This window comes from Streptomyces sp. 1331.2, assembly GCF_900199205.1.
Classification (GTDB): Bacteria; Actinomycetota; Actinomycetes; order Streptomycetales; family Streptomycetaceae; genus Kitasatospora.
Map to the genome: position 1 here is coordinate 217,003 of NZ_OBMJ01000001.1, position 17,357 is coordinate 234,359.

The 17,357-nt window shown below is 74.5% G+C and carries 18 protein-coding genes; 8 read left to right on the forward strand and 10 right to left on the reverse strand.

All coding sequences use genetic code 11. The annotated features are described in order from the left end of the window. Positions 1-35 precede the first annotated feature (35 nt). Positions 36-851, reverse strand: coding sequence for a methyltransferase domain-containing protein (locus CRP52_RS01035; RefSeq protein WP_097234617.1), 816 nt, complete (start codon positions 849-851; stop codon positions 36-38). A gap of 102 nt (positions 852-953) precedes the next feature. Beyond that, positions 954-1,604 (reverse strand): hypothetical protein, encoded by a 651-nt coding sequence (locus tag CRP52_RS01040; RefSeq protein ID WP_097234618.1) that lies wholly within the window; start codon positions 1,602-1,604, stop codon positions 954-956. Positions 1,605-2,071: 467 nt separating this feature from the next. On the opposite strand from CRP52_RS01040, the gene CRP52_RS01045 reads away from it, so the two are divergent. Together CRP52_RS01045 and CRP52_RS01050 are read left to right on the forward strand one after the other, a co-directional pair. Beyond that, positions 2,072-3,265 (forward strand): methyltransferase, encoded by a 1,194-nt coding sequence (locus tag CRP52_RS01045; protein ID WP_097234619.1) that lies wholly within the window; start codon positions 2,072-2,074, stop codon positions 3,263-3,265. Between the two features lie 99 nt (positions 3,266-3,364). Beyond that, positions 3,365-3,748 (forward strand): VOC family protein, encoded by a 384-nt coding sequence (locus CRP52_RS01050; protein ID WP_097234620.1) that lies wholly within the window; start codon positions 3,365-3,367, stop codon positions 3,746-3,748. 192 nt (positions 3,749-3,940) lie between these two features. Here the strand turns inward: CRP52_RS01050 and CRP52_RS01055 are convergent, their stop codons facing one another. Then, positions 3,941-4,654: a rhomboid-like protein gene (locus CRP52_RS01055; protein ID WP_257032214.1), complete on the reverse strand. Its 714-nt coding sequence runs from the start codon at positions 4,652-4,654 to the stop codon at positions 3,941-3,943. 284 nt (positions 4,655-4,938) lie between these two features. On the opposite strand from CRP52_RS01055, the gene CRP52_RS01060 reads away from it, so the two are divergent. The 3 genes from CRP52_RS01060 (at position 4,939) to CRP52_RS01070 (ending at position 8,292) form a co-directional block, all read left to right on the forward strand. Next, positions 4,939-5,622, forward strand: coding sequence for a rhomboid-like protein (locus CRP52_RS01060; protein WP_257032215.1), 684 nt, complete (start codon positions 4,939-4,941; stop codon positions 5,620-5,622). A 280-nt stretch (positions 5,623-5,902) separates the two neighbouring features. Further along, positions 5,903-7,315 (forward strand): argininosuccinate synthase, encoded by a 1,413-nt coding sequence (gene argG / locus CRP52_RS01065; protein WP_097234621.1) that lies wholly within the window; start codon positions 5,903-5,905, stop codon positions 7,313-7,315. A 272-nt stretch (positions 7,316-7,587) separates the two neighbouring features. Beyond that, positions 7,588-8,292, forward strand: coding sequence for a GAP family protein (locus CRP52_RS01070; protein ID WP_097234622.1), 705 nt, complete (start codon positions 7,588-7,590; stop codon positions 8,290-8,292). 21 nt (positions 8,293-8,313) lie between these two features. Here CRP52_RS01070 and CRP52_RS37515 read toward each other — a convergent pair whose 3' ends face one another. The 3 genes from CRP52_RS37515 to CRP52_RS01085 form a co-directional block, all read right to left on the reverse strand. Continuing rightward, positions 8,314-9,147, reverse strand: coding sequence for a hypothetical protein (locus tag CRP52_RS37515; RefSeq protein ID WP_143685601.1), 834 nt, complete (start codon positions 9,145-9,147; stop codon positions 8,314-8,316). 41 nt (positions 9,148-9,188) lie between these two features. After that, complete coding sequence (locus CRP52_RS01080) at positions 9,189-9,764, reverse strand: RNA polymerase sigma factor (protein ID WP_179852642.1); 576 nt, start codon at positions 9,762-9,764, stop codon at positions 9,189-9,191. A gap of 267 nt (positions 9,765-10,031) precedes the next feature. After that, positions 10,032-10,505 (reverse strand): MarR family winged helix-turn-helix transcriptional regulator, encoded by a 474-nt coding sequence (locus CRP52_RS01085; protein WP_097234625.1) that lies wholly within the window; start codon positions 10,503-10,505, stop codon positions 10,032-10,034. A gap of 164 nt (positions 10,506-10,669) precedes the next feature. On the opposite strand from CRP52_RS01085, the gene CRP52_RS01090 reads away from it, so the two are divergent. Next, positions 10,670-11,080: an organic hydroperoxide resistance protein gene (locus CRP52_RS01090; protein WP_097234626.1), complete on the forward strand. Its 411-nt coding sequence runs from the start codon at positions 10,670-10,672 to the stop codon at positions 11,078-11,080. Positions 11,081-11,253: 173 nt separating this feature from the next. Here the strand turns inward: CRP52_RS01090 and CRP52_RS01095 are convergent, their stop codons facing one another. Beyond that, positions 11,254-11,613 carry an SHOCT domain-containing protein gene (locus tag CRP52_RS01095; RefSeq protein ID WP_097234627.1) on the reverse strand — a complete coding sequence of 120 codons (360 nt, stop codon included), beginning with the start codon at positions 11,611-11,613 and terminating at the stop codon, positions 11,254-11,256. 251 nt (positions 11,614-11,864) lie between these two features. Here CRP52_RS01095 and CRP52_RS01100 point away from each other — a divergent pair, with 251 nt between their 5' ends. Then, entirely contained in the window at positions 11,865-12,179 is a 315-nt protein-coding gene (locus tag CRP52_RS01100) for a hypothetical protein (protein WP_097234628.1), read from the forward strand. 96 nt (positions 12,180-12,275) lie between these two features. Here the strand turns inward: CRP52_RS01100 and CRP52_RS01105 are convergent, their stop codons facing one another. Together CRP52_RS01105 and CRP52_RS01110 are read right to left on the reverse strand one after the other, a co-directional pair. Beyond that, a complete protein-coding gene (locus CRP52_RS01105; RefSeq protein ID WP_097234629.1) occupies positions 12,276-12,926 on the reverse strand; it encodes a beta-glucanase in 651 nt (216 codons plus the stop codon). A gap of 140 nt (positions 12,927-13,066) precedes the next feature. Next, complete coding sequence (locus CRP52_RS01110) at positions 13,067-13,693, reverse strand: CBS domain-containing protein (RefSeq protein ID WP_257032983.1); 627 nt, start codon at positions 13,691-13,693, stop codon at positions 13,067-13,069. A gap of 427 nt (positions 13,694-14,120) precedes the next feature. Between CRP52_RS01110 and CRP52_RS01115 the strand changes: the two genes are divergently transcribed. After that, a complete protein-coding gene (locus CRP52_RS01115) occupies positions 14,121-16,082 on the forward strand; it encodes a hypothetical protein (protein WP_143685602.1) in 1,962 nt (653 codons plus the stop codon). 43 nt (positions 16,083-16,125) lie between these two features. Here the strand turns inward: CRP52_RS01115 and CRP52_RS01120 are convergent, their stop codons facing one another. Next, entirely contained in the window at positions 16,126-17,325 is a 1,200-nt protein-coding gene (locus CRP52_RS01120) for an FAD-dependent monooxygenase (protein WP_097234632.1), read from the reverse strand. Positions 17,326-17,357 lie beyond the last annotated feature (32 nt).

A 17,357-nucleotide genomic window follows, 5' to 3' on the forward strand; every position in this document is an offset into this window, starting at 1 on the left:
CGCTACGGGCCCGCGCGCAACAACAGGCGCTCGGACTACGGCTTCCGGGCCTCGATCAGGAACCGCGCCGAGTGGGCGACGAACGGCCCCTCGGCGCGGATCCTCGCGTCCAGCTCACGCAGCCGGTCGAGGTGGGCGGCCACGGTGAAACCCGGGACCATCCAGATCACCTTGCGCAGGAAGTAGACCACCGCGCCGATGTCGCGGAACTCCATCCGCAGCCGCTCGGAGCGCAGGTCCACCACCTCCAGCCCGGCCTCCCGGGCCTCGGCGCTCTCGGCCTCGGGGCGACGGCCCTCGCGCGCCTGCGGCTGCGGCCCGAGGAAGTACTCGACCAGCTCGAAGACGGACGCCGGGCCGACGTGCTGCGCGAAGTAGCTGCCGCCGGGCCGCAGTACCCGGGCGATCTCCGCCCACCAGGCCCGCACCGGGTGGCGGCTGCTGACCAGCTCGAAGGCCTCGTCCGCGAAGGGCAGTGGCGGCTCGTCCGGGTCCGCGACGACCACCGCGCCCATCGGGTTCAGCAGGCGCGTGGCGCGGGCCAGGTTCGGCGGCCAGGACTCGGTCGCCGCCAGGACGGTCGGACGGCGCCCCTGCGCGCCCTCGGCGTGACCGTGGGCACCCCCGGCCTGCCCGCGCGCCTCGGCGAGCCGCAGGGCGCCGGCAAGGACCTCGCCGCCGCCGGTCTGGATGTCCAGGGCCGACGTCGCCGCGCCCAGCCGCTCGGCCAGCAGCCGCTGGTAGCCCCAGGATGGGCGCTCCTCGGTGGCCCGGCCGTCCAACCAGGAGAAGTCCCAGCCGTCCACGGACACGGCCTCGGCCTCGGCGATCAGCTCTTCGAAGGTGCGCATGCCCGCATCATCCCGGCGACGGCTCCGCCGGGCCACCGGATTCCGCTCGCCCCGGCCTGTTCACTGCGGCCCGCTCACTGCGGCCCGCGACCTGCGCCCCGCTCACTCCGGCCACCGTGGCCGACCGTCCGCCACCTCCGCGATGCGCAGGTGACGGACGGCCTCCAGCTCGTCGTCGGCGAGCAGGTCGGCGATCAGCGCGCGCGGGCCGAACACCTCGGTGGCGCTGAGGTCGCAGTTGGTGAGGACGAACCAGGAGCGGTCCGCGGGCCACCAGTGCGCGGGGAACCGGAACCCCGACGGATCGGCGTCGTGGTGCGCCACCGCTTCGTCCAGACGCCCGCGGTGGGCCTCGACCGGTGCCATCAGGTCCTCGATCGCCGCCGAGGCGAAGCAGCAGGCCGTCCCCGGCCCGTCGGCGCTGTGCCGGGCGAGCACGTCCACCAGCCGGGCCAGGCAGTCCCGGTCCGGCGCCCCGAGCTGCGGGTACTCGACCTCGCCCGCCGGCTTGACCCGGTCGTCGAACACCAGGTACGACAGGGTGCCCGGCCAGTCCGCGAGCCGCCGCCCGGCGCCCGCCAGCGCCTCGGACCAGCGCACTCGACGCCCGTCCACCCGCAGGGTGTGCAGCACCCAGCAGCGGTCCGCGAAGCCGTGCTCGGGGGCGTTCGGCTCGTAGCCCAGCACGGCGTCCGGCTCCTCCAGCAGCGGGCGCAGCCCGTCCAGACCGTCCGCGTCCGGCACCCGTTCCATCGCAACCGCCCCTTTCCCGGCGCCGAAACCGGTGCTCCGCGCCGGTGCGCCCGGGCGAGGATAGCGCCCTGCTCCTCCTCCCCCCCGCTGATGGAGGCTCCGACGCCATGCCCGCACCGCCTCCGCCTCCGCCCCCACCGTGCGGCCTGACCTGGAGTCAGGGTCAGCATCCACTCGTCGTGATAAATCGGTTGCGAACCAGCCCGTGCGCGTGAAAGCGTACGAACACCCGTGCAGGACCAGCGTGTTCAGGAAGGAGGCCCGTCATGACCAGTGGCATACGATTCGCCGCCGTACCGGGCCTCGTGCTCGGTGACACCCAGGCTCGCGCTTCGACGCGTGAGCCGCACCCGGCCTGACGTCCGCGCCCGCCACCACGGCGGCGCCCTCGCTCGGCGCACTGCCGCTCACCTCCTCGTCGAAGTGCTCTTCGTGCCCCCTTGCACGTTCGACCACGAGGAGCCCCGGTGTCCGACATCTACCGGCCCACCACCGTTGCCCTGCTCACCCTCTCCGCTCTGTCCGCCCGCTGGCGCAGCGAGAACGGCACACCCCCGCCGCGCCGCCTGATCATCGCCGACGACAGCCTGCGCGCCGATGCCGCCCACCGGCTCGCCTGCGAGGGCACCTCCCTGCTCTGGAAAGGCGACTATCCCGGCGCACTCCGACTCCTGAACGCCATGCGCCGCCGCGCCGGGCGGCGCCGACCCCGATCCGCACCCGACTCCCCGGCCGATGCCTTCCGGCGGCACCGCCAGGAGCGCGCCCGCCTCGCGCGCATCCTCGGCATGCTGCTGGTGCCGCTCGACGCGGACCACCGTGTCCCGCTGCACCGGGCACCCGATGTCCGCGAGGCCTGCCTGGCGGCCTACGGACCGCTCCTTGAGAACAGCATCGTGTCGCTGCGCGAGCTCCTCGGTGTGATCGGCGCCCACCAGTGGCGCCTCCGGGGTGTCGAGGTCCCCGCACTCGGCGCCCGTATCCATCCGCACTACGGGGTGTTCCCGCCGACCCGGGGCGAGTACGTCGACCTCGTCGCCCGGGCCCCGCTGCCGCCCGCCGCTCTCCGCCCCACCGCCGCGGGCCACCCCCTCGCCCTCGACCTCGGCACCGGGACGGGCGTGTTGGCCGCCCTCCTCGCCAAGCGCGGCCTGCGCCGGGTGCTGGTCACCGACGCCAACCCGCGCGCACTCGCCTGTGCCCAGGACAACGCCCACCGTCTCGGGCTCGCCGACCGCATCGAGGCCGCCGGCACCGCCCTCTACCCGCCGGGCGACGACCGGGCTGCCCTGGTCGTCTGCAATCCCCCGTGGCTGCCGGGCCGGGCGGCCTCCGCCCTCGACCAGGGTGTCTACGACCCGGACAGCCGGATGCTCCGCGGCTTCCTCGACGGCCTGGCCCGCCGTCTGCTGCCCGGTGGGGAGGGCTGGCTCGTCCTCTCCGACCTGGCCGAACACCTCGGCCTGCGCTCCCGCGCCGACCTGCTCGGTGCGATCACCGGGGCCGGTCTGCGCGTCACCGGCCGCCTCGACACCGTGCCCCGTCACCCCCGGGCCACTGCGCCCGCCCCGGCCGACGCCCCGACCGAGGCCACGGCCGACCTGCTCCAGGCTGCCCGCACCGCCGAGGTCACCTCGCTCTGGCGGCTGGCGCCCTCGTGACTCCCAGCCATGCCCCGAGCACGCCGCGGACCGGCGGTCCGCTGCGCTGTGCACCCCGACCCCGACCTACCTAACCTGGAGAGGAGGAGGCGAATCACCATGCTGGGAGACGCACCGGTGCTGGCCATGATTCCCGCCGCCGATCTGGCGCGGGCCAAGGCCTTCTACACCGACACCCTGGGCCTGAAGCTCGTCGAGGAGACTGCGGAGGATCTCACCTTCGAGAGCGGCGGCATCCTGTTCGGCATGTACGAGACACCGAGCGGTGGCCAGGCCGCGCACACCCTGGCCAGCTTCAAGGTCGCTGACCTCGACGGCGAGATGTCGGCGCTCCGCTCGCGCGGCATCACCTTCGAGGACTACGACTTCCCCGGTCTGAAGACCGTCGACGGCGTCGCCGAGGGCAGCGACGGCCTGCGTGCGGCCTGGTTCAAGGACAGCGAAGGAAACATCCTCTGCGTGGCCGAGAAGCCCAAGAAGTAGACGTCGCCGCGCGCCGCCGGTCGGCGGCGCGCACCTGCCCCGGTCAACCGCCCTGCTTTGCACGGTCGTTCAGCCGGGCGGCGAAGACCCCATTCTCGTCGGTGCCCGGTCCGCTCGGCGCGAGCGGCCAGGCACCGACGGGGCGGGCCGGCGACGGGGGGCGGGTCGGCGACGGACCAGGGCCCCGGGCGGTCAGCGCCGCCCGCGCACCCGGCGCCACCCCGCCCGGGCGAAGGCGACCGGGTCGAACGAGCCCGGGCGGTCCCGGGTCAACGGGTAGCAGGCGAACCCGATCAGCGCCGCGCTGAAGTGGCCGACGCTGGTGTAGTCCCGGCTCTGCTGGACGCCGAGGCCGTAGACGACCAGCACCCCGACCGCGTACAGCCCGCGCCAGGGTCGCACGATCAGGTAGGTGAGCACCGCGACAACCCCGGCGAGCGCGTAGCTGACCCCGTAGTCGAGGGTGTAGACGGCCTTCGGCGGGGCGAGGCCGCGGTGGATCGCCCAGCCGAGCACGCCCTCACTGAGGTAGGTCGCACCGACGTGGGCGAGCATCGCCACCGAGATCCAGCGCAGCGTGCCCAGCCAGCGCTCGGCGGGTACGTGGAAGAGGTTGTAGAGCAGGAAGTAGACCACCCACCCGCCGCCCGCTATCCACAGCGCGCTGGTCACCAGCACCCGGACCGGCGAGACCTGCAGGTGGTGCAGATTGGTCGACCGCCGCTCCAGGATGCGGTCCGCGGTCACCGGGTCGACGTGCCGGATGACCTGCGTGGTGACGAGCAGGATCGCCAGCCAGGTGTACGTCCCCGGCGCGCGCCGGACGTAGGCGCACACCGCGTGCGCGGCCCGCGACCACCGGGGCCGCCGGTGCGCCCCGGAGTCCCGGGAGGTACTGCCGGCCATCGACGCCTCCTCCCCCGCACTCTGCCGCCCGTCCCCCTCCCCGCCCGTCCCCCACGCCTCCCCACCCCTTCCCCCACCCTGGCCCGGCCCCACTGCCACCCGCCGCCGCGGCGGCCCGTACGGGTGATCCGGCCCCTCCCGCCGCTTGACGTCGGGCCCGACCCGGACAGGTCCCGGCACGCTCCGCTGACGTACGCTGGCGATCCGATCCTCCCGGCCGGCCTCCCCGGCCACGCACCGGGCGTGCCGGTACCGGGAACCGCAGAACAAGGGCAGCAGGCACGATGAGCGAGCGCCTCGGGACGAGGACACCGACCGGCCCCACCGTCGCCCGACGCCCGGGCCTGAGAACCGCCGCCCGACGCCCGGCCCTGAGAACCGCCGCCCGCCTGTGGCTCACCACGGCGTACGTCCTGCTGCTGACCGCGACGGCCTCCTGGCTCGCCAGTCAGAGCCACGCCGAGCGCGCCAGGTTCGTCCGCCACAACAGCAGCAACGTCCACCACATGGAAGTGGGCAAGTGGTGGACCGTATTCACCAGCGGGCTGGTGGTCGACGGGGTGCCCGCCTGGGCGGGCATCGCGGCGGTCGCCGCCGTCCTGGGCCTGGCCGAGTGGCGCTGGGGCCCGGCCCGAGCCGCCGCTGTGTTCGTCTTCGGGCACCTGGGGGCCACCCTGCTCACCGAGGGCGCGATGTGGGTGATGCTGACCACCCACATCCCCGGCGCGCTCTCCCGAGCCCGGGACGTAGGCATCAGCTACGGCCTGGTCGCCACCGGCGCCTGCCTGCTCGCCCTGGGCGCGGTGCCGCTGCGCCGCTACGGCCTGTCGGCGCTCGCCCTCGGCCTGGCCGCCGCCTGGGCGCTGGACCAGGAGCTGGCGGACGCCGGGCACCTGGTCGCCCTCGCCCTCGGTGTGCTCGCCTCCCGGACGTCCTGGCTGCGGGCCCGCGCTCCCCTGCCGCGCTGACACCGCAGCAGCGGCCGGGCCGGACTCCGTACGAGTCCGGCCCGCCCCCGCCTTCCCACCCCATCCCCTGCATGCGTTCGCGACCCCGACCGACCCCGCCGACCGGCCCTGACCGGCCCCTTCGCACCGCATCCACAGCCCGAACCCAAGCCCAGCCCAGCGCATGCTCTTGCATTACTCTGCAAATCTATGCCAGAGTTCGGGCATCGGATCGAATACGCCGAATCCCGTCACACATCGCTGAATCAGGGGCCCGCAGTGCGGGTCATAGGGTGCATCCATGTCGAAGGTCTTGAGCAAGCTGCCGGTCGGTGAACGGATCGGCATCGCATTCTCCGGTGGGTTGGACACCTCCGTCGCCGTCGCGTGGATGCGCGAGCACGGTGCCGTCCCGTACGCCTACACGGCCGACATCGGCCAGTACGACGAGCCCAACCTCGCCGACGTCCCGGCCCGAGGCCGCGCGTACGGCGCCGAGCAGGCGCGCCTGGTCGACTGCCGGGAGGCGCTGGTCGAGGAGGGCCTGGCCGCCCTCGCCTGCGGCGCCTTCCACATCCGCTCCGCCGGACAGACGTACTTCAACACCACCCCGCTCGGCCGCGCCGTGACGGGCACCCTGCTGGTCCGCGCCATGCAGGAGGACGGGGTGTCCATCTGGGGCGACGGCTCCACCTACAAGGGCAACGACATCGAGCGGTTCTACCGCTACGGCCTGCTCGCCAACCCCAACCTGCGGATCTACAAGCCGTGGCTGGACCAGGCCTTCGTCGACCAGCTCGGCGGCCGCAAGGAGATGTCCGAGTGGCTCGCCGAGCGCGACCTCCCCTACCGGGACTCCGCCGAGAAGGCCTACTCCACCGACGCCAACATCTGGGGCGCCACCCACGAGGCCAAGCGGCTTGAGTACCTCGACACCTCGATGGAGATCGTCAGCCCGATCATGGGCGTGGCCTTCTGGGACCCGGCGGTCGAGATCCAGACCGAGGACATCACCGTCGAGTTCGAGTTCGGCCGCCCGGTCCGGATCAACGGGCAGGAGTTCGCCGGCGCCGTCGACCTGGTCCACGAGGCCAACCGGATCGGCGGGCGCCACGGTCTCGGGATGTCGGACCAGATCGAGAACCGGATCATCGAGGCCAAGAGCCGCGGCATCTACGAGGCCCCCGGCATGGCGCTGCTGCACATCGCCTACGAGCGGCTGCTCAACGCCATCCACAACGAGGACACCATCGCCACGTACCACACCCAGGGCCGCCGGCTGGGCCGGCTGCTCTACGAGGGCCGCTGGTTCGACCCGCAGTCGCTGATGCTCCGGGACAGCATCCAGCGCTGGATCGGCCACCCGGTCACCGGCAGCGTCACCCTGCGGCTGCGGCGCGGCCAGGACTACTCGGTCATCGACACCCAGGGCCCCAACTTCAGCTACCACCCGGAGAAGCTGTCGATGGAGCGCAGCGTGGACGCCGCGTTCGTCCCGGACGACCGCATCGGCCAGCTGACCATGCGCAACCTCGACATCGCCGACTCGCGCAGCAAGCTGGAGCAGTACGCGGTGCACGGCCAGCTGGCGCCGTGGAGCGGTCTGATCGGCGAGCTCGCCCCGGGCGGGGCCGCGCCGATCGCCGCGGGCACCGGCGACGAGGCGGAGTCCACCGCCCTCGACCACGCGGCAATCGAGTCCGGCACCGACTGACGGACACCGGCGGGCCCGACAGACCCACCGCCCCCACGGAGGCCGCCGCACCACCCCGGTGCGGCGGCCTCGCCCGTCCCGCACCGTCGACCTCACCGCAGCGCCGGTCCTCACCCGCACCGCCGCCCTCACCGCAGCCCTGGCCACCGCCGTTGCGCCCCTCCCACGGGCCTGCTCCCCCTCACCCGGACGGCCGAGTCGACCGTGCGCGCCGGGCCTCGCCGTAGCTGAATGGCGGACGTGCGCCCGGCGACGGGAAGGCGGGCACCGGGATGGGTGAAGCGGTCGGTTCGATGCTGGCCTCGGCGGTGGCGATCGCGTTCAGCCCGCTGCCGCTGATCACCGTGGTCCTGATCCTGGCCACCCCGCGCGGCCGGACCAACGGGCTCGCCTTCGCAGCCGGCTGGGCGCTCGGCCTCGCCGCTCCGGTGGCCGCCGTCCTGGCGGCCGGCACCGCCTTGAACCGGACCGAGCCTCTTGCCACCTGGTCGTCCTGGGTCAAGCTCGGCCTGGGCGTGCTGCTCGTCCTCTCCGCCGCGCAACAGTGGCACGACCGGCCACGGGCGGGGCACATCACGGCTCCGCCGAGCTGGTTACGGGCCGTCGACCGCTACACCGCCGCCAGGTCCGCCGGCCTCGGCCTCACGCTGGTCGGGCGCAGCCCGAAGACGCTGCTGCCGGCTCTCGGCGGGGCCGTCTCGATCGTCGCCACCGGGACCGGAGCCGGAACCGCCACCGCCACCGCCGCCACCACCGGCGTCGGAACCGAGGCGGTGGCAGCGGCACTCATGGTGGTGATCGCTTCGCTCTGCACGCTCCTGCCGCTCGCGGTCCGGCTGCGCGGCGGGGAGCATTCCGCCCGGCGCCTCGGCGAGTGGAGGGCCTGGACATCCGCCCACAGCTCTGCGGTCCTGATCACGGTCCCGGCCGTACTGGGCACCGGCTACGTGGGCGACGCCATCTCCGGACTCACCTGATCACCGCCGCCAGAGACCCCGTCACCGTATCCGCACCACACCACGCCCCCGCACCGCCCGGAGACCCAGCCGCACCGGCTCCGCCCTCGGCCGCGTTGCCAGCGCCTCCCGGAGCGTCAACAGGATCTCCCCGTCGTAGCGCTCCGCCAACACCCGGGCCAGCTCGGCCGCGCCGCCCGGCCGTACGTCGGGTGCCAGGTCCGGCAGTCGGCCGGGGGCGCTGAGGTCCTGGGCCTGGGCGGCCCACCGGGCCGCGTCGTGCCGCTCGCCCTCGGCGGTGTAGTGCACGGCGAGGCAGTGCACGGCCAGCTGGTCCCCGTACTGGGCGGCGATCCGCCACCAGAACACGCCGTCCGCCGCCCGGCCCAGGCCGTAGAGCAGGCAGCCGAGGGTACGGAAGGCGGTCTTCTCGGCGAGTTCGAGGTCCAGGGCCAGCTCCCCCGCTTCCACCGCGCCCGTCACGCCCGCGCACAGGTGCCGGAGGTCCCGCCGGAGCTCCGCTCGCCCTCCGCCCCAGGGTGGCTGGCCCGAAGCCGGCCCCGAGCCGACACCCGGCCCCACGCCCGGCCCCACACCCGATCCTCCCCCCGGGCCCGACCCGGGCCCCGAGCCCCAACCGAGACCCGAGCCTGCGCCGACCGCCGTCCCGGCCCCCGGGTTCGGCCCGGCCGCCGGGGCGTGCGGCGGCCGGGCGCCCGCCGGCGGACGGGCCGGGCGCTCCCGGACGGCCGGCGTGGGACGACGGGCAGCGGCGAGCCGTTCGGCCAACCGCCGGGTGAAGGCCACCGGGTCGTGGTCGTCGAACTCCCGCTCCAGCTCGGCGGAGTGCGCGCGCAGCACCTCCACGACGCGCACGCCCCCGCCCCGCACGCCCCCGCCCCGCACGCCCCCGCCCCTCACGCCTCCGCCCCGCCGTCGTCCTCCGGGTGCTCCAGCAGGTACTCCAGGTGCCGCCGCCCGAGGCTGTAGTAGGTGCGGGCGGTGGTGTGCGCGATGCCGAGCGACCGGCCGATGTCGTGGTACGACAGGCCCGCCTGGCGCAGCCGGACCACGTCGGCCTGGACCGGCGCGGCCCGCGCGAGTTCGTCCATCGCCCAGTCCAGGGCGTCCAGTTCGGCGAGTTCGTTCAGCTCGTCCTGGCTGGTGTCGGGGCGGCGCTGGGCGATCACCCGCAGCCGTTTGCGTTCGGTGCGGCGGCGCTCGCGCAGGACGTCGACCACCGCGTCCTTCACGATCTTGAAGGCGAAGGCCTGCGGATCGGCGCTGGCCAGGGCGCGGCGCCAGTTCTTGTAGAGCGTCGCACCGGCGTTCTGGACCGCGTCCTGGGCGTCCTCGCGGTGTCGCAGGCGCTGCTGGGCGTAGCGGAGGTAGCCGGAGTTCTCTCGGGTGTAGAAGACCTCGAAGTCGGTCGGCAGGTCGCCGAGCGGGTCCGCCCGCAGGCCCCGCTCCCCGCCCGGCCCGGGAGTGTTCACGCACGCCCCCCTTTTCTGGGTCAGCTGGCCGGCCCACCGGGTGGCACGCCGACGGCCCCTGGGGGCTCGTGGTGTAACCGTCCGGGAGGCGCGGGATGTTGACCGGATCGGGCGGACAATTGGCGAACGATTCCGTTCACTTTCGAACGCTGCCGCTGACCTGCCGATTCGGGCTCACCGACGCCGCCGCAACCCACGTCACGTGACCCAGATCACACCGCACGACAGGCCGGCTTGACAAGCCCCGGAACCGCACGACACCCACCCCTACGGCGCCGGCTCCACCGCCGCCGAGTCCAGCGCGCCCGTCACCCGCTCCAGCAGCCCGCGCAGTGCGGCCAGGTCCTCGACCGGCAGCCCGGTCGCCGCGAGCAGCCGGCGCGGGACCTGTCCGGCCCGCTCGCGCAGCACCGACCCCTCGGGCGTGAGCCGGACGGTGACCGAGCGCTCGTCCTCCGGGCTGCGCTCGCGGCTCACCAGGCCGGCCGCCTCCAGCCGCTTGAGCAGCGGGGAGAGGGTGCCCGAGTCGAGCCGCAGGCGCTCGCCGATCCGCTTGACGGGCAGCTCGCCGTCCTCCCAGAGCACCAGCATGACGAGGTACTGGGGGTAGGTCAGCCCGAGGTCCTTGAGCAGCACCCGGTAGACGCCGCCGAAGGCGCGGGAGGCCGCGTTGAGCGAGAAGCAGATCTGCTGGTCGAGGCGGAGCAGTTCCTCGTCCGCCATGCCGGGGAGCGTGGTCATGACTCCATGATACCGATCACGCTCGCACGACTTAGTTGTGCACAATTGAATTGCGTGCTCTACTTGTCTCACGGCAGGGCACGAGCGGACCGCCAGAACGACGACCGCGACGACCCGGGCCCTGGCCGATCCGAGCAACCGCAGCACCACGAAGGGAACCGACCATGGACGCGCTCTACACCGCAGCCGCCACCGCCAACGGCCGGGAGGGCCGTGCCGTCAGCTCCGACGGGCAGCTGGACCTCGCGCTGGCGATGCCGGCGGCGCTCGGCGGCAACGGTCAGGGCACCAACCCCGAGCAGCTGTTCGCGGCCGGCTACGCCGCCTGCTTCGCCAGCGCCCTCGGCCTGGTCGGCCGCCAGGCGCGGGTGGACACCAGCGAGGTCTCGGTCACCGCCGAGGTGTCCATCGGCAAGGACGGCGCCGGCTTCGGCCTCGCCGTCGTGCTCCGCGTCGAGCTGCCCGAGTCCCTCGCGGGCGAGACCGGCGAGCTGCTGGTCAAGCAGGCCCACGAGGTGTGCCCGTACTCCCGCGCCACCCGGGGCAACATCCCGGTCGAGCTCGTCGTCGAGTAAGCACCCGCCCCTTCACCTCGGGCAGCCGTCCGGCCCCGGAGCCGCACCGGCGCCGACCGTCGGACCGACGACACCGGGCCCGCCGCAGGAATCCTGCGGCGGGCCCGGTGCTGTCCGAAGCACTCCGACCGAGCCGTCCCCGACCGGACGCCGCCGGCTACGAGCCGCCCGGATCAGCCGGGCCGATCGCCCGGAGCGGCGGCCTGACCACCCGGCCCGTTCGCCGAGCGCAGCGTCTCCAGCCGGTGCCGGTACTCCTCCGCGTCGATCTCGCCCCTCGCGAACCGCTCCGCGAGCAGTTGCTCCGGCGTCGGCCCCGCTGCCCACCCGCGCGCACCGCCCGGCCCGGGCCCCGCGACACCCGCAACTGTCGACCCGTGCGGGAGGGGCTGCCGCGTGCGGGAGAGGTACCGGACCAGGGCGACAGCCAGCAGTACGAGCACCGCCAGGACCAGCAGCGTCCCGATCGCCATCAGCCCGATGCCCCAGCCGCCAACGCCGTGTCCGTGCCCGAACCCATGCCAGTGCCTCATCAGGACCTCCTCCTCCGGCCCCGTCGGGGCCCGCCGAGGTGACCGGCGCTTCAGGGCGCATCCGACAGGCACGCCCTACCACCATCCTGCGCCCGGCAGCGGTGAAAGCGCCGTGAAGAAAGCCTGAGAAAAACGTTCCGGCGCCCAGGTGAACGCCCACGAGGTAGCGTGCCGCCCGTGACCCAGTACCCGCGGACGGCCCACCACCCCCGGAGGACGGCCGCTCCCCCGAGCAGCTCGTCGCCGCCGGCGTGCTGCGTCGACACGCGGACCCCAGCCCCCACCCCACGCTCGGCCACTGCCCGATCGCCTATGTCTCCACCGCACTCTGGGCCGAACTGACCGCCCTCGCCATCGCACCGTCCGCCGCCGAGGCCACCGCCACCGCCCTGCTGCGCACGCTCGCCGCACAGGCCGTGGACGCGGCCCTCGCCCCGGGCAACGAGCGCGCCCCGCGCAACGACCTCTACGTAACGGACCCCGCCCACATCGGGCCGAACCGCCGGGCGGTCTGGTTCCAGCGCCACGGCCCGCACGGCCCGATCACCGCCGCCTTCGCTCCCTGAGTCACGAGGACCGAGCACCGAGCACCAAGCTCCGAGCGCCACGCACCAAGCTCCGAGCCGCAGCCCGAGGCCCGACGCCCGGGACCCACCCCGGCCTCAGCGCTCGACCTGCAGGCTGTGGCAGACCCAGCTGAGCCGGTCCGGCCCGCCGATCGGCGGCCGGTCATGGTAAGTCCCGTCCGCCACCGACATGTTGACGATCAGGTACGCGTGCCACCCGGCCCCCACCCCGTGCAGGTCCGCGTAGACCAGCTCGTCCGCCACGTACCAGTCCACCGAGTGCGCGCCGAGCACCGCCCGCAGGTCGAAGGTCGCCCCGGGGGCGATCCCGGCGCCGCCGCCGTGCCAGTAGCGGAAGCCGCCGCGGACGTGGTTGGAGATCTCCAACAGGTCGGGGTTGTCCGGGTGGTACTCGAAGACGTCGACCTCGTTGCCGCCGTCCCGCCAGGTCCAGATCGCCGGCCAGGCGCCCAGTTCGACGGGCAGCGTGACCCGCGCCGACAGCACGTCCCCGGTACGGACCTGGAAACCGTCCGGACTGCCCTCGGTGGTCAGCAGGTTGCAGTTCCACAGCCCGCCGTTGTGCCGCCGGGTCGCGGTGAACACTCCGCCGGGGCAGTACCCGCGGCTGAGGTAGTCGAGCTTGTGGTCGCTCCGGTTGGTGGGCCCCATCCTGGGGTACGCGCTGCTGCGCCCCGCGATCCACTGCCTGGTCGAAGTGAAGTCAGCGTCGAACACGACTGCCACGGCTGCCTCCCCGGTGCTCCGGCGCCCCGGCAGTCCGATCGGCCGGGCACACAGAGTGAGTTACCCGATACGCTCCGCTGTATGCGAAGCGGACCACGCGGGTCCGAGAGTCGGGTACGAGACCGGGTACGACCGCCGGATCAGCCGACCGCCGCCGCGCCCCCGGCGCCGAGCCGGTCGGTGACCGAGACCACGCCGTCGACCGAGCGGCACAGGTTGAGCACGATCGGCACCAGGTGCGGCTCGGGCACCGTGCCGCTGAGCACCACCCGCCCCTGGTTGACCTCCACCCCGATCTCCGCCGGGCTGACGCCCTCGATCCGGCCGAGCACCTCCTCGACGATGTCCCGGCGGATCACCATGTCCTCGCGCAGGAACACCCGCAGCAGGTCGCCCCGGCTGACCATGCCGATGACGCGGCCCTCCTCGTCGAGCACCGGCAGCCGCTTCAGCCCGTGCCGGCTCATCATCCGGGCCGCCGCGACCACACTGGTGCCGGGCGTGGTGCACACCGGCTGGGTCGTCATCAGGTCGGCGGCGGTGACGGCGCCGTCCGGGCCGGCCTTCGCCGACTCGGGCGCCGGCAGCAGGCTGCCCGGGTCGTCCTGCGCGGCCAGGGTGCGCAGCAGGTCGGCCTCCGAGACCACGCCGAGCGGACGGCCCTCCGGGTCCACCACCGGCATCCCGGTGATGTCGTACTCGCTGAGCAGCGTCACGATCTCCTGGAAGCCGGTCTCGGGCGAGACCAGGACCACGGGGCTGGTCATCACGGATTCGACGGTGGCATGCCGCACGCCGGTTCACCTCGTCCAACGGTGCTGGTCCGACCGGGCGCGGATCGTCCCGGCCGGTACCGGCAGCATGGCGCGCGGCCGGCCGAACCGCCAGGGGCCAAGGGGCCGAACGGGTGGGACCTTGGACCCCGCCCCGCGGGCACGGCCCTGACAGGGGCTCTACCGGCCGCAACCGGGGCACCGACGCCACCGAGCGCCTGAAGTTGCCGAGCGTCCTCGGCCACCAGGCCTTCACCCGCCGACCGCCGCACGCACGTCGGCTGCCTCACGCCCGCCACCCGCACGTCGGCCGCCTCACGCCCGCCGCCTCAGCTCGGTCGCCCCGGACGGCGCAACCATCACATGATCGACTCGTTGGACCGTCCACCACGACAGCACCACGGCTTCCGGGAGGTCCCCCTTGGCAGGACGGACGGTGGGCGCGGCACCGCCGGCCCGGGGCGGGGCGGCGCGGCCGGTGGCGCAGGCGGAGGCCGCCCTGGTGCGCCACTACCGCAGGCTGGTCCGACTCGCCTACCTGGCGCTGCCCGCCGACCGGGACCGGCACAGCAGGGTGCTCGCCGCCCATGCCGTCGTGCAGCGCGCCCTGCCCTTCCGCTGGACCCGCCGTACCGAACCGGCCGCCGCCGAGGCCGAGGCCGATCCGGTCTACGCCGAGCTGCGCCTGCGGGTCCTGCGCGCCGCGCTGCGGCCCCGCCCCGCCGGGCGTCTGCTGGCACCGCGGGCCTGGGGCCTGCGACTGTTCACCCCGCACGGCGGCGAGGAGGACGCGGCGCTGGACCGCGCGCTCGCGGCACTGGACGCCCCGACCCGGGCGGCCTTCGCGCTGCGGGCGGTCGAGGGGCTGGACGCCGAGCAGGCCGCCACGGTGCTGCGGCAGGCCGGGGCGGCGCGGCCGGAGGAGGCGGTCGACGCCGCCGCCGGGGTGCCGTGCGGTCCGGACCCGGAGCCCTCCGCCTTCGACCCGTGCGCCGTCCGGGTCCAGCCCACCGATCTGCTGCGCCGCCGCCGGACGCTGACCGCCGCACTGGCGGTCGGGGTGCTCGGGTTCACCACCACGGCGGCCGTGCTGGGCGGCTCCGGCCCCGCCGCACCCGCCCCTCCGGCCTCCGCCGTTCCCCCGGGAGCCGCCGACCCGGCCCGCCTGGTCCGGGTCGCCCCGGACGCCTGGCAGCACACCGCCCGGGTCGACTTCTCCGCCTGGCCCGCCCGAGGCGACCGCCGCGAGGACGGCGCACTGCTCGGCCGCGCGCTGACCGCCTGGGCGCAGCCCGGCCCGCCCAGCCGCGCCGAGCCCGGCACGGACCCCGCCCCGCCGGTCGAGGCACCGCACCTGCTGTTCGCCGGGACGGTGGACGGCACCGGCGTGGTGGTGCTGTACGACGGGCGGCGGATCGCCCGCTACACGGATGCCCCGGACGGCGGCCCGGACGGCGGCCTGGACCTCGCCCGGGCGGACGACTCGGACGTGACCACCGCGGGCGCGCTGGCCCTGCGCCGCCAGGGCGCCACGGTCCGGTACCTGCTGGCCCCCTGGGTGGACTCCGCCGAGCTCCGCCGGATCGACCAACCCGACGCCCCCGCCCGGCCGTTGGACCACCCCGAGGCCGTCACGGGCCCGGTCCCCGGCGGCGGACCGGCCGACTGTCGGGGCGCCACGCTGCTGCAGCTGCACTCCTCCCCCGTGATCGCCGAGAAGCACACCTTCCTGCTGGCCGACCTGGGTGGCCTCGTCCCCGCCCACCTCACCTACTCCCCGCCGCCGGACCGCAGCCCGGTCGACCGGCCCCAGGCCCCCCAGTCCGACCGCGCCACCTCCGACCGCTCCCAAGCCGCTCAGCCCGCCCTGTCCGCTCAGCCCGCCGTCACATCCCGCGAGGCGACCGCCCAGGACGCGCTGCAGGCCTGGGCCCGTACGGGCTGCGCCGTCCCGGACGGCACGCCGGGCGTCAAACAGCTCGACCTGTGGGCCTTCGCCGTCCAGCCGCTGCCGCAGAACGCGGGCTCGGCCGCCTGGGTCTGCCTGCGCGCCGACCGCTGGAACGGCGAGGGCAGCGCCGCCACCGCGGTCGTCCTGCCGGGCGCGCGCGGTCCGCAGCGCACCGGCGGCGGTCCGGGCCGGGCGTGCAGCCGGTTCGAGCAGGACACGGTGGCCTGGACGTGGTGGCGCTCCCCGCAGGGTTCGGAGTACCTGCTCGTGGCGGGCAGCCGCCGGGTCACCCGGTTCACCGTCAAGGGCCAGGACTGGTCCGCCGACCGGCCCGCGCCGGACCACCTCCTCGCCGTCGAACGCCCCTCCCGGGCGGCCGTCCAGGTGGAGGCGCTCCTCGACAACGGCGGCCGCATCGGCCCGCCCCGCTGAGCCCCGCCCGTCCGGCTGCCGCCGCACCGGGCCACTGCCCCGCTCAGCGCGTCGCTCCGGACCGGCCGGACAACTCTGCCTCGTAGTCCGGCAGTTCGACGCTGCTGACCTGCGTGCCCAGCTCCAGCATCTTGTCCAGCGCCCACCGCCGGTTCAGCAGCGCGTTGCGGAACCGCAGCCCCCTCGGCGTGCGCGGCGCCAGGAACGGCCCGGTGCGGTCGCCGCCCTTCTGGCAGCCCTGCGCGTAGCCGCGCAGCAGCTTCTCGTAGCGCGCGAAGGCGGTGCGGTGGTCGCCGCGTGCGCGGGCCAGTTCGCCCGCCAGGACGTAGGCGGCGACCACGGCCGTTCCGGTGCCCATGCCGCCGATGGTCGCGCCGCAGGCGGCGTCGCCGATCAGGGCGGTCCGGCCGGTCGACCAAGCGGGCACGTCGGCCCGGCTGATCGAGTCGAAGTACAGCTCGGGAGCTGCGTCCAGGCTCTCCAGCAGCTGCGGCACCCGCCAGCCGAGGCCGGCGAAGGCGCCACGGATCAGCGCCTTCTGCTGCGCCGGGTCGTGGCGGTCGTAGCGCAGTTCGGGCGAGGCGAAGAGGCAGAAGGCGCCCGCCCGGCTCCGGTCCCGGTGGCCGGCGCCGACCGACATCAGCCGGCCGGGGACGTTGAGGCCCACCGAGCCGGTCGGCAGTCCGAGCGTGTTCGGCAGCTGCCAGGTGGCCGCGTAGTAGCCGAGGTGGCGGACGTAGTCCTCCGCCGGGCCGAAGGCCAGCCGACGGACGGTGGAGTGCAGCCCGTCGGCGCCGATCACCAGGTCGAACTCCCTGGACTCACCGCGCCGGAAGGAGACCCGGACCCCGCTCGGCGTCTCGTCCAGTGCCGTGATGGTGTCGCCGAAGACGTACTCGGCGCGGGTGCTGCTGTGCCGGTACAGCAGCTGGGCGAGTTCGCCGCGCGGGACCTCCAGGTCACCGCCCGCGAACTCGGCCGGCAGGTGCAGCAGTTGACGCCCATCGGCGTCCACGAAAGTCATCGGGCTGCCGCCGGTGTCGAGCGCGCGCAGCTCGTCCAGGACGCCCATCCGCTCCAGCACGGTCAGGTGGGTGCGGCCGCGGAAGTCGACGTCCTGGCCGCCGCCGCGCAGGGCGGGGGCCAGCTCGACCACGGTGACCTCGAAGCCGTACCGGCCCAGCCAGTGGGCCAGCGCGGGGCCGGCGATGCTCGCACCCGAGATCAGGACCTTGGTGCTCATGGAGATCACTCCGTCACGAAGCCAGGAACTGT

Bases quoted from the DNA above. Each gene is read 5' to 3' on its own strand.
- CRP52_RS01070 (WP_097234622.1), top strand. From the start codon at position 7,588: ATGGGTGAAGCGGTCGGTTCGATGCTGGCCTCGGCGGTGGCGATCGCG.
- CRP52_RS01095 (WP_097234627.1), bottom strand. From the start codon at position 11,613: ATGAGGCACTGGCATGGGTTCGGGCACGGACACGGCGTTGGCGGCTGG.
- CRP52_RS01110 (WP_257032983.1), bottom strand. From the start codon at position 13,693: ATGACCAGCCCCGTGGTCCTGGTCTCGCCCGAGACCGGCTTCCAGGAG.
- CRP52_RS01085 (WP_097234625.1), bottom strand. From the start codon at position 10,505: ATGACCACGCTCCCCGGCATGGCGGACGAGGAACTGCTCCGCCTCGAC.
- CRP52_RS01055 (WP_257032214.1), bottom strand. From the start codon at position 4,654: ATGGCCGGCAGTACCTCCCGGGACTCCGGGGCGCACCGGCGGCCCCGG.
- CRP52_RS01040 (WP_097234618.1), bottom strand. From the start codon at position 1,604: ATGGAACGGGTGCCGGACGCGGACGGTCTGGACGGGCTGCGCCCGCTG.
- CRP52_RS01060 (WP_257032215.1), top strand. From the start codon at position 4,939: ATGAGCGAGCGCCTCGGGACGAGGACACCGACCGGCCCCACCGTCGCC.
- CRP52_RS01050 (WP_097234620.1), top strand. From the start codon at position 3,365: ATGCTGGGAGACGCACCGGTGCTGGCCATGATTCCCGCCGCCGATCTG.
- argG (WP_097234621.1), top strand. From the start codon at position 5,903: ATGTCGAAGGTCTTGAGCAAGCTGCCGGTCGGTGAACGGATCGGCATC.
- CRP52_RS01090 (WP_097234626.1), top strand. From the start codon at position 10,670: ATGGACGCGCTCTACACCGCAGCCGCCACCGCCAACGGCCGGGAGGGC.
- CRP52_RS01120 (WP_097234632.1), bottom strand. From the start codon at position 17,325: ATGAGCACCAAGGTCCTGATCTCGGGTGCGAGCATCGCCGGCCCCGCG.
- CRP52_RS01035 (WP_097234617.1), bottom strand. From the start codon at position 851: ATGCGCACCTTCGAAGAGCTGATCGCCGAGGCCGAGGCCGTGTCCGTG.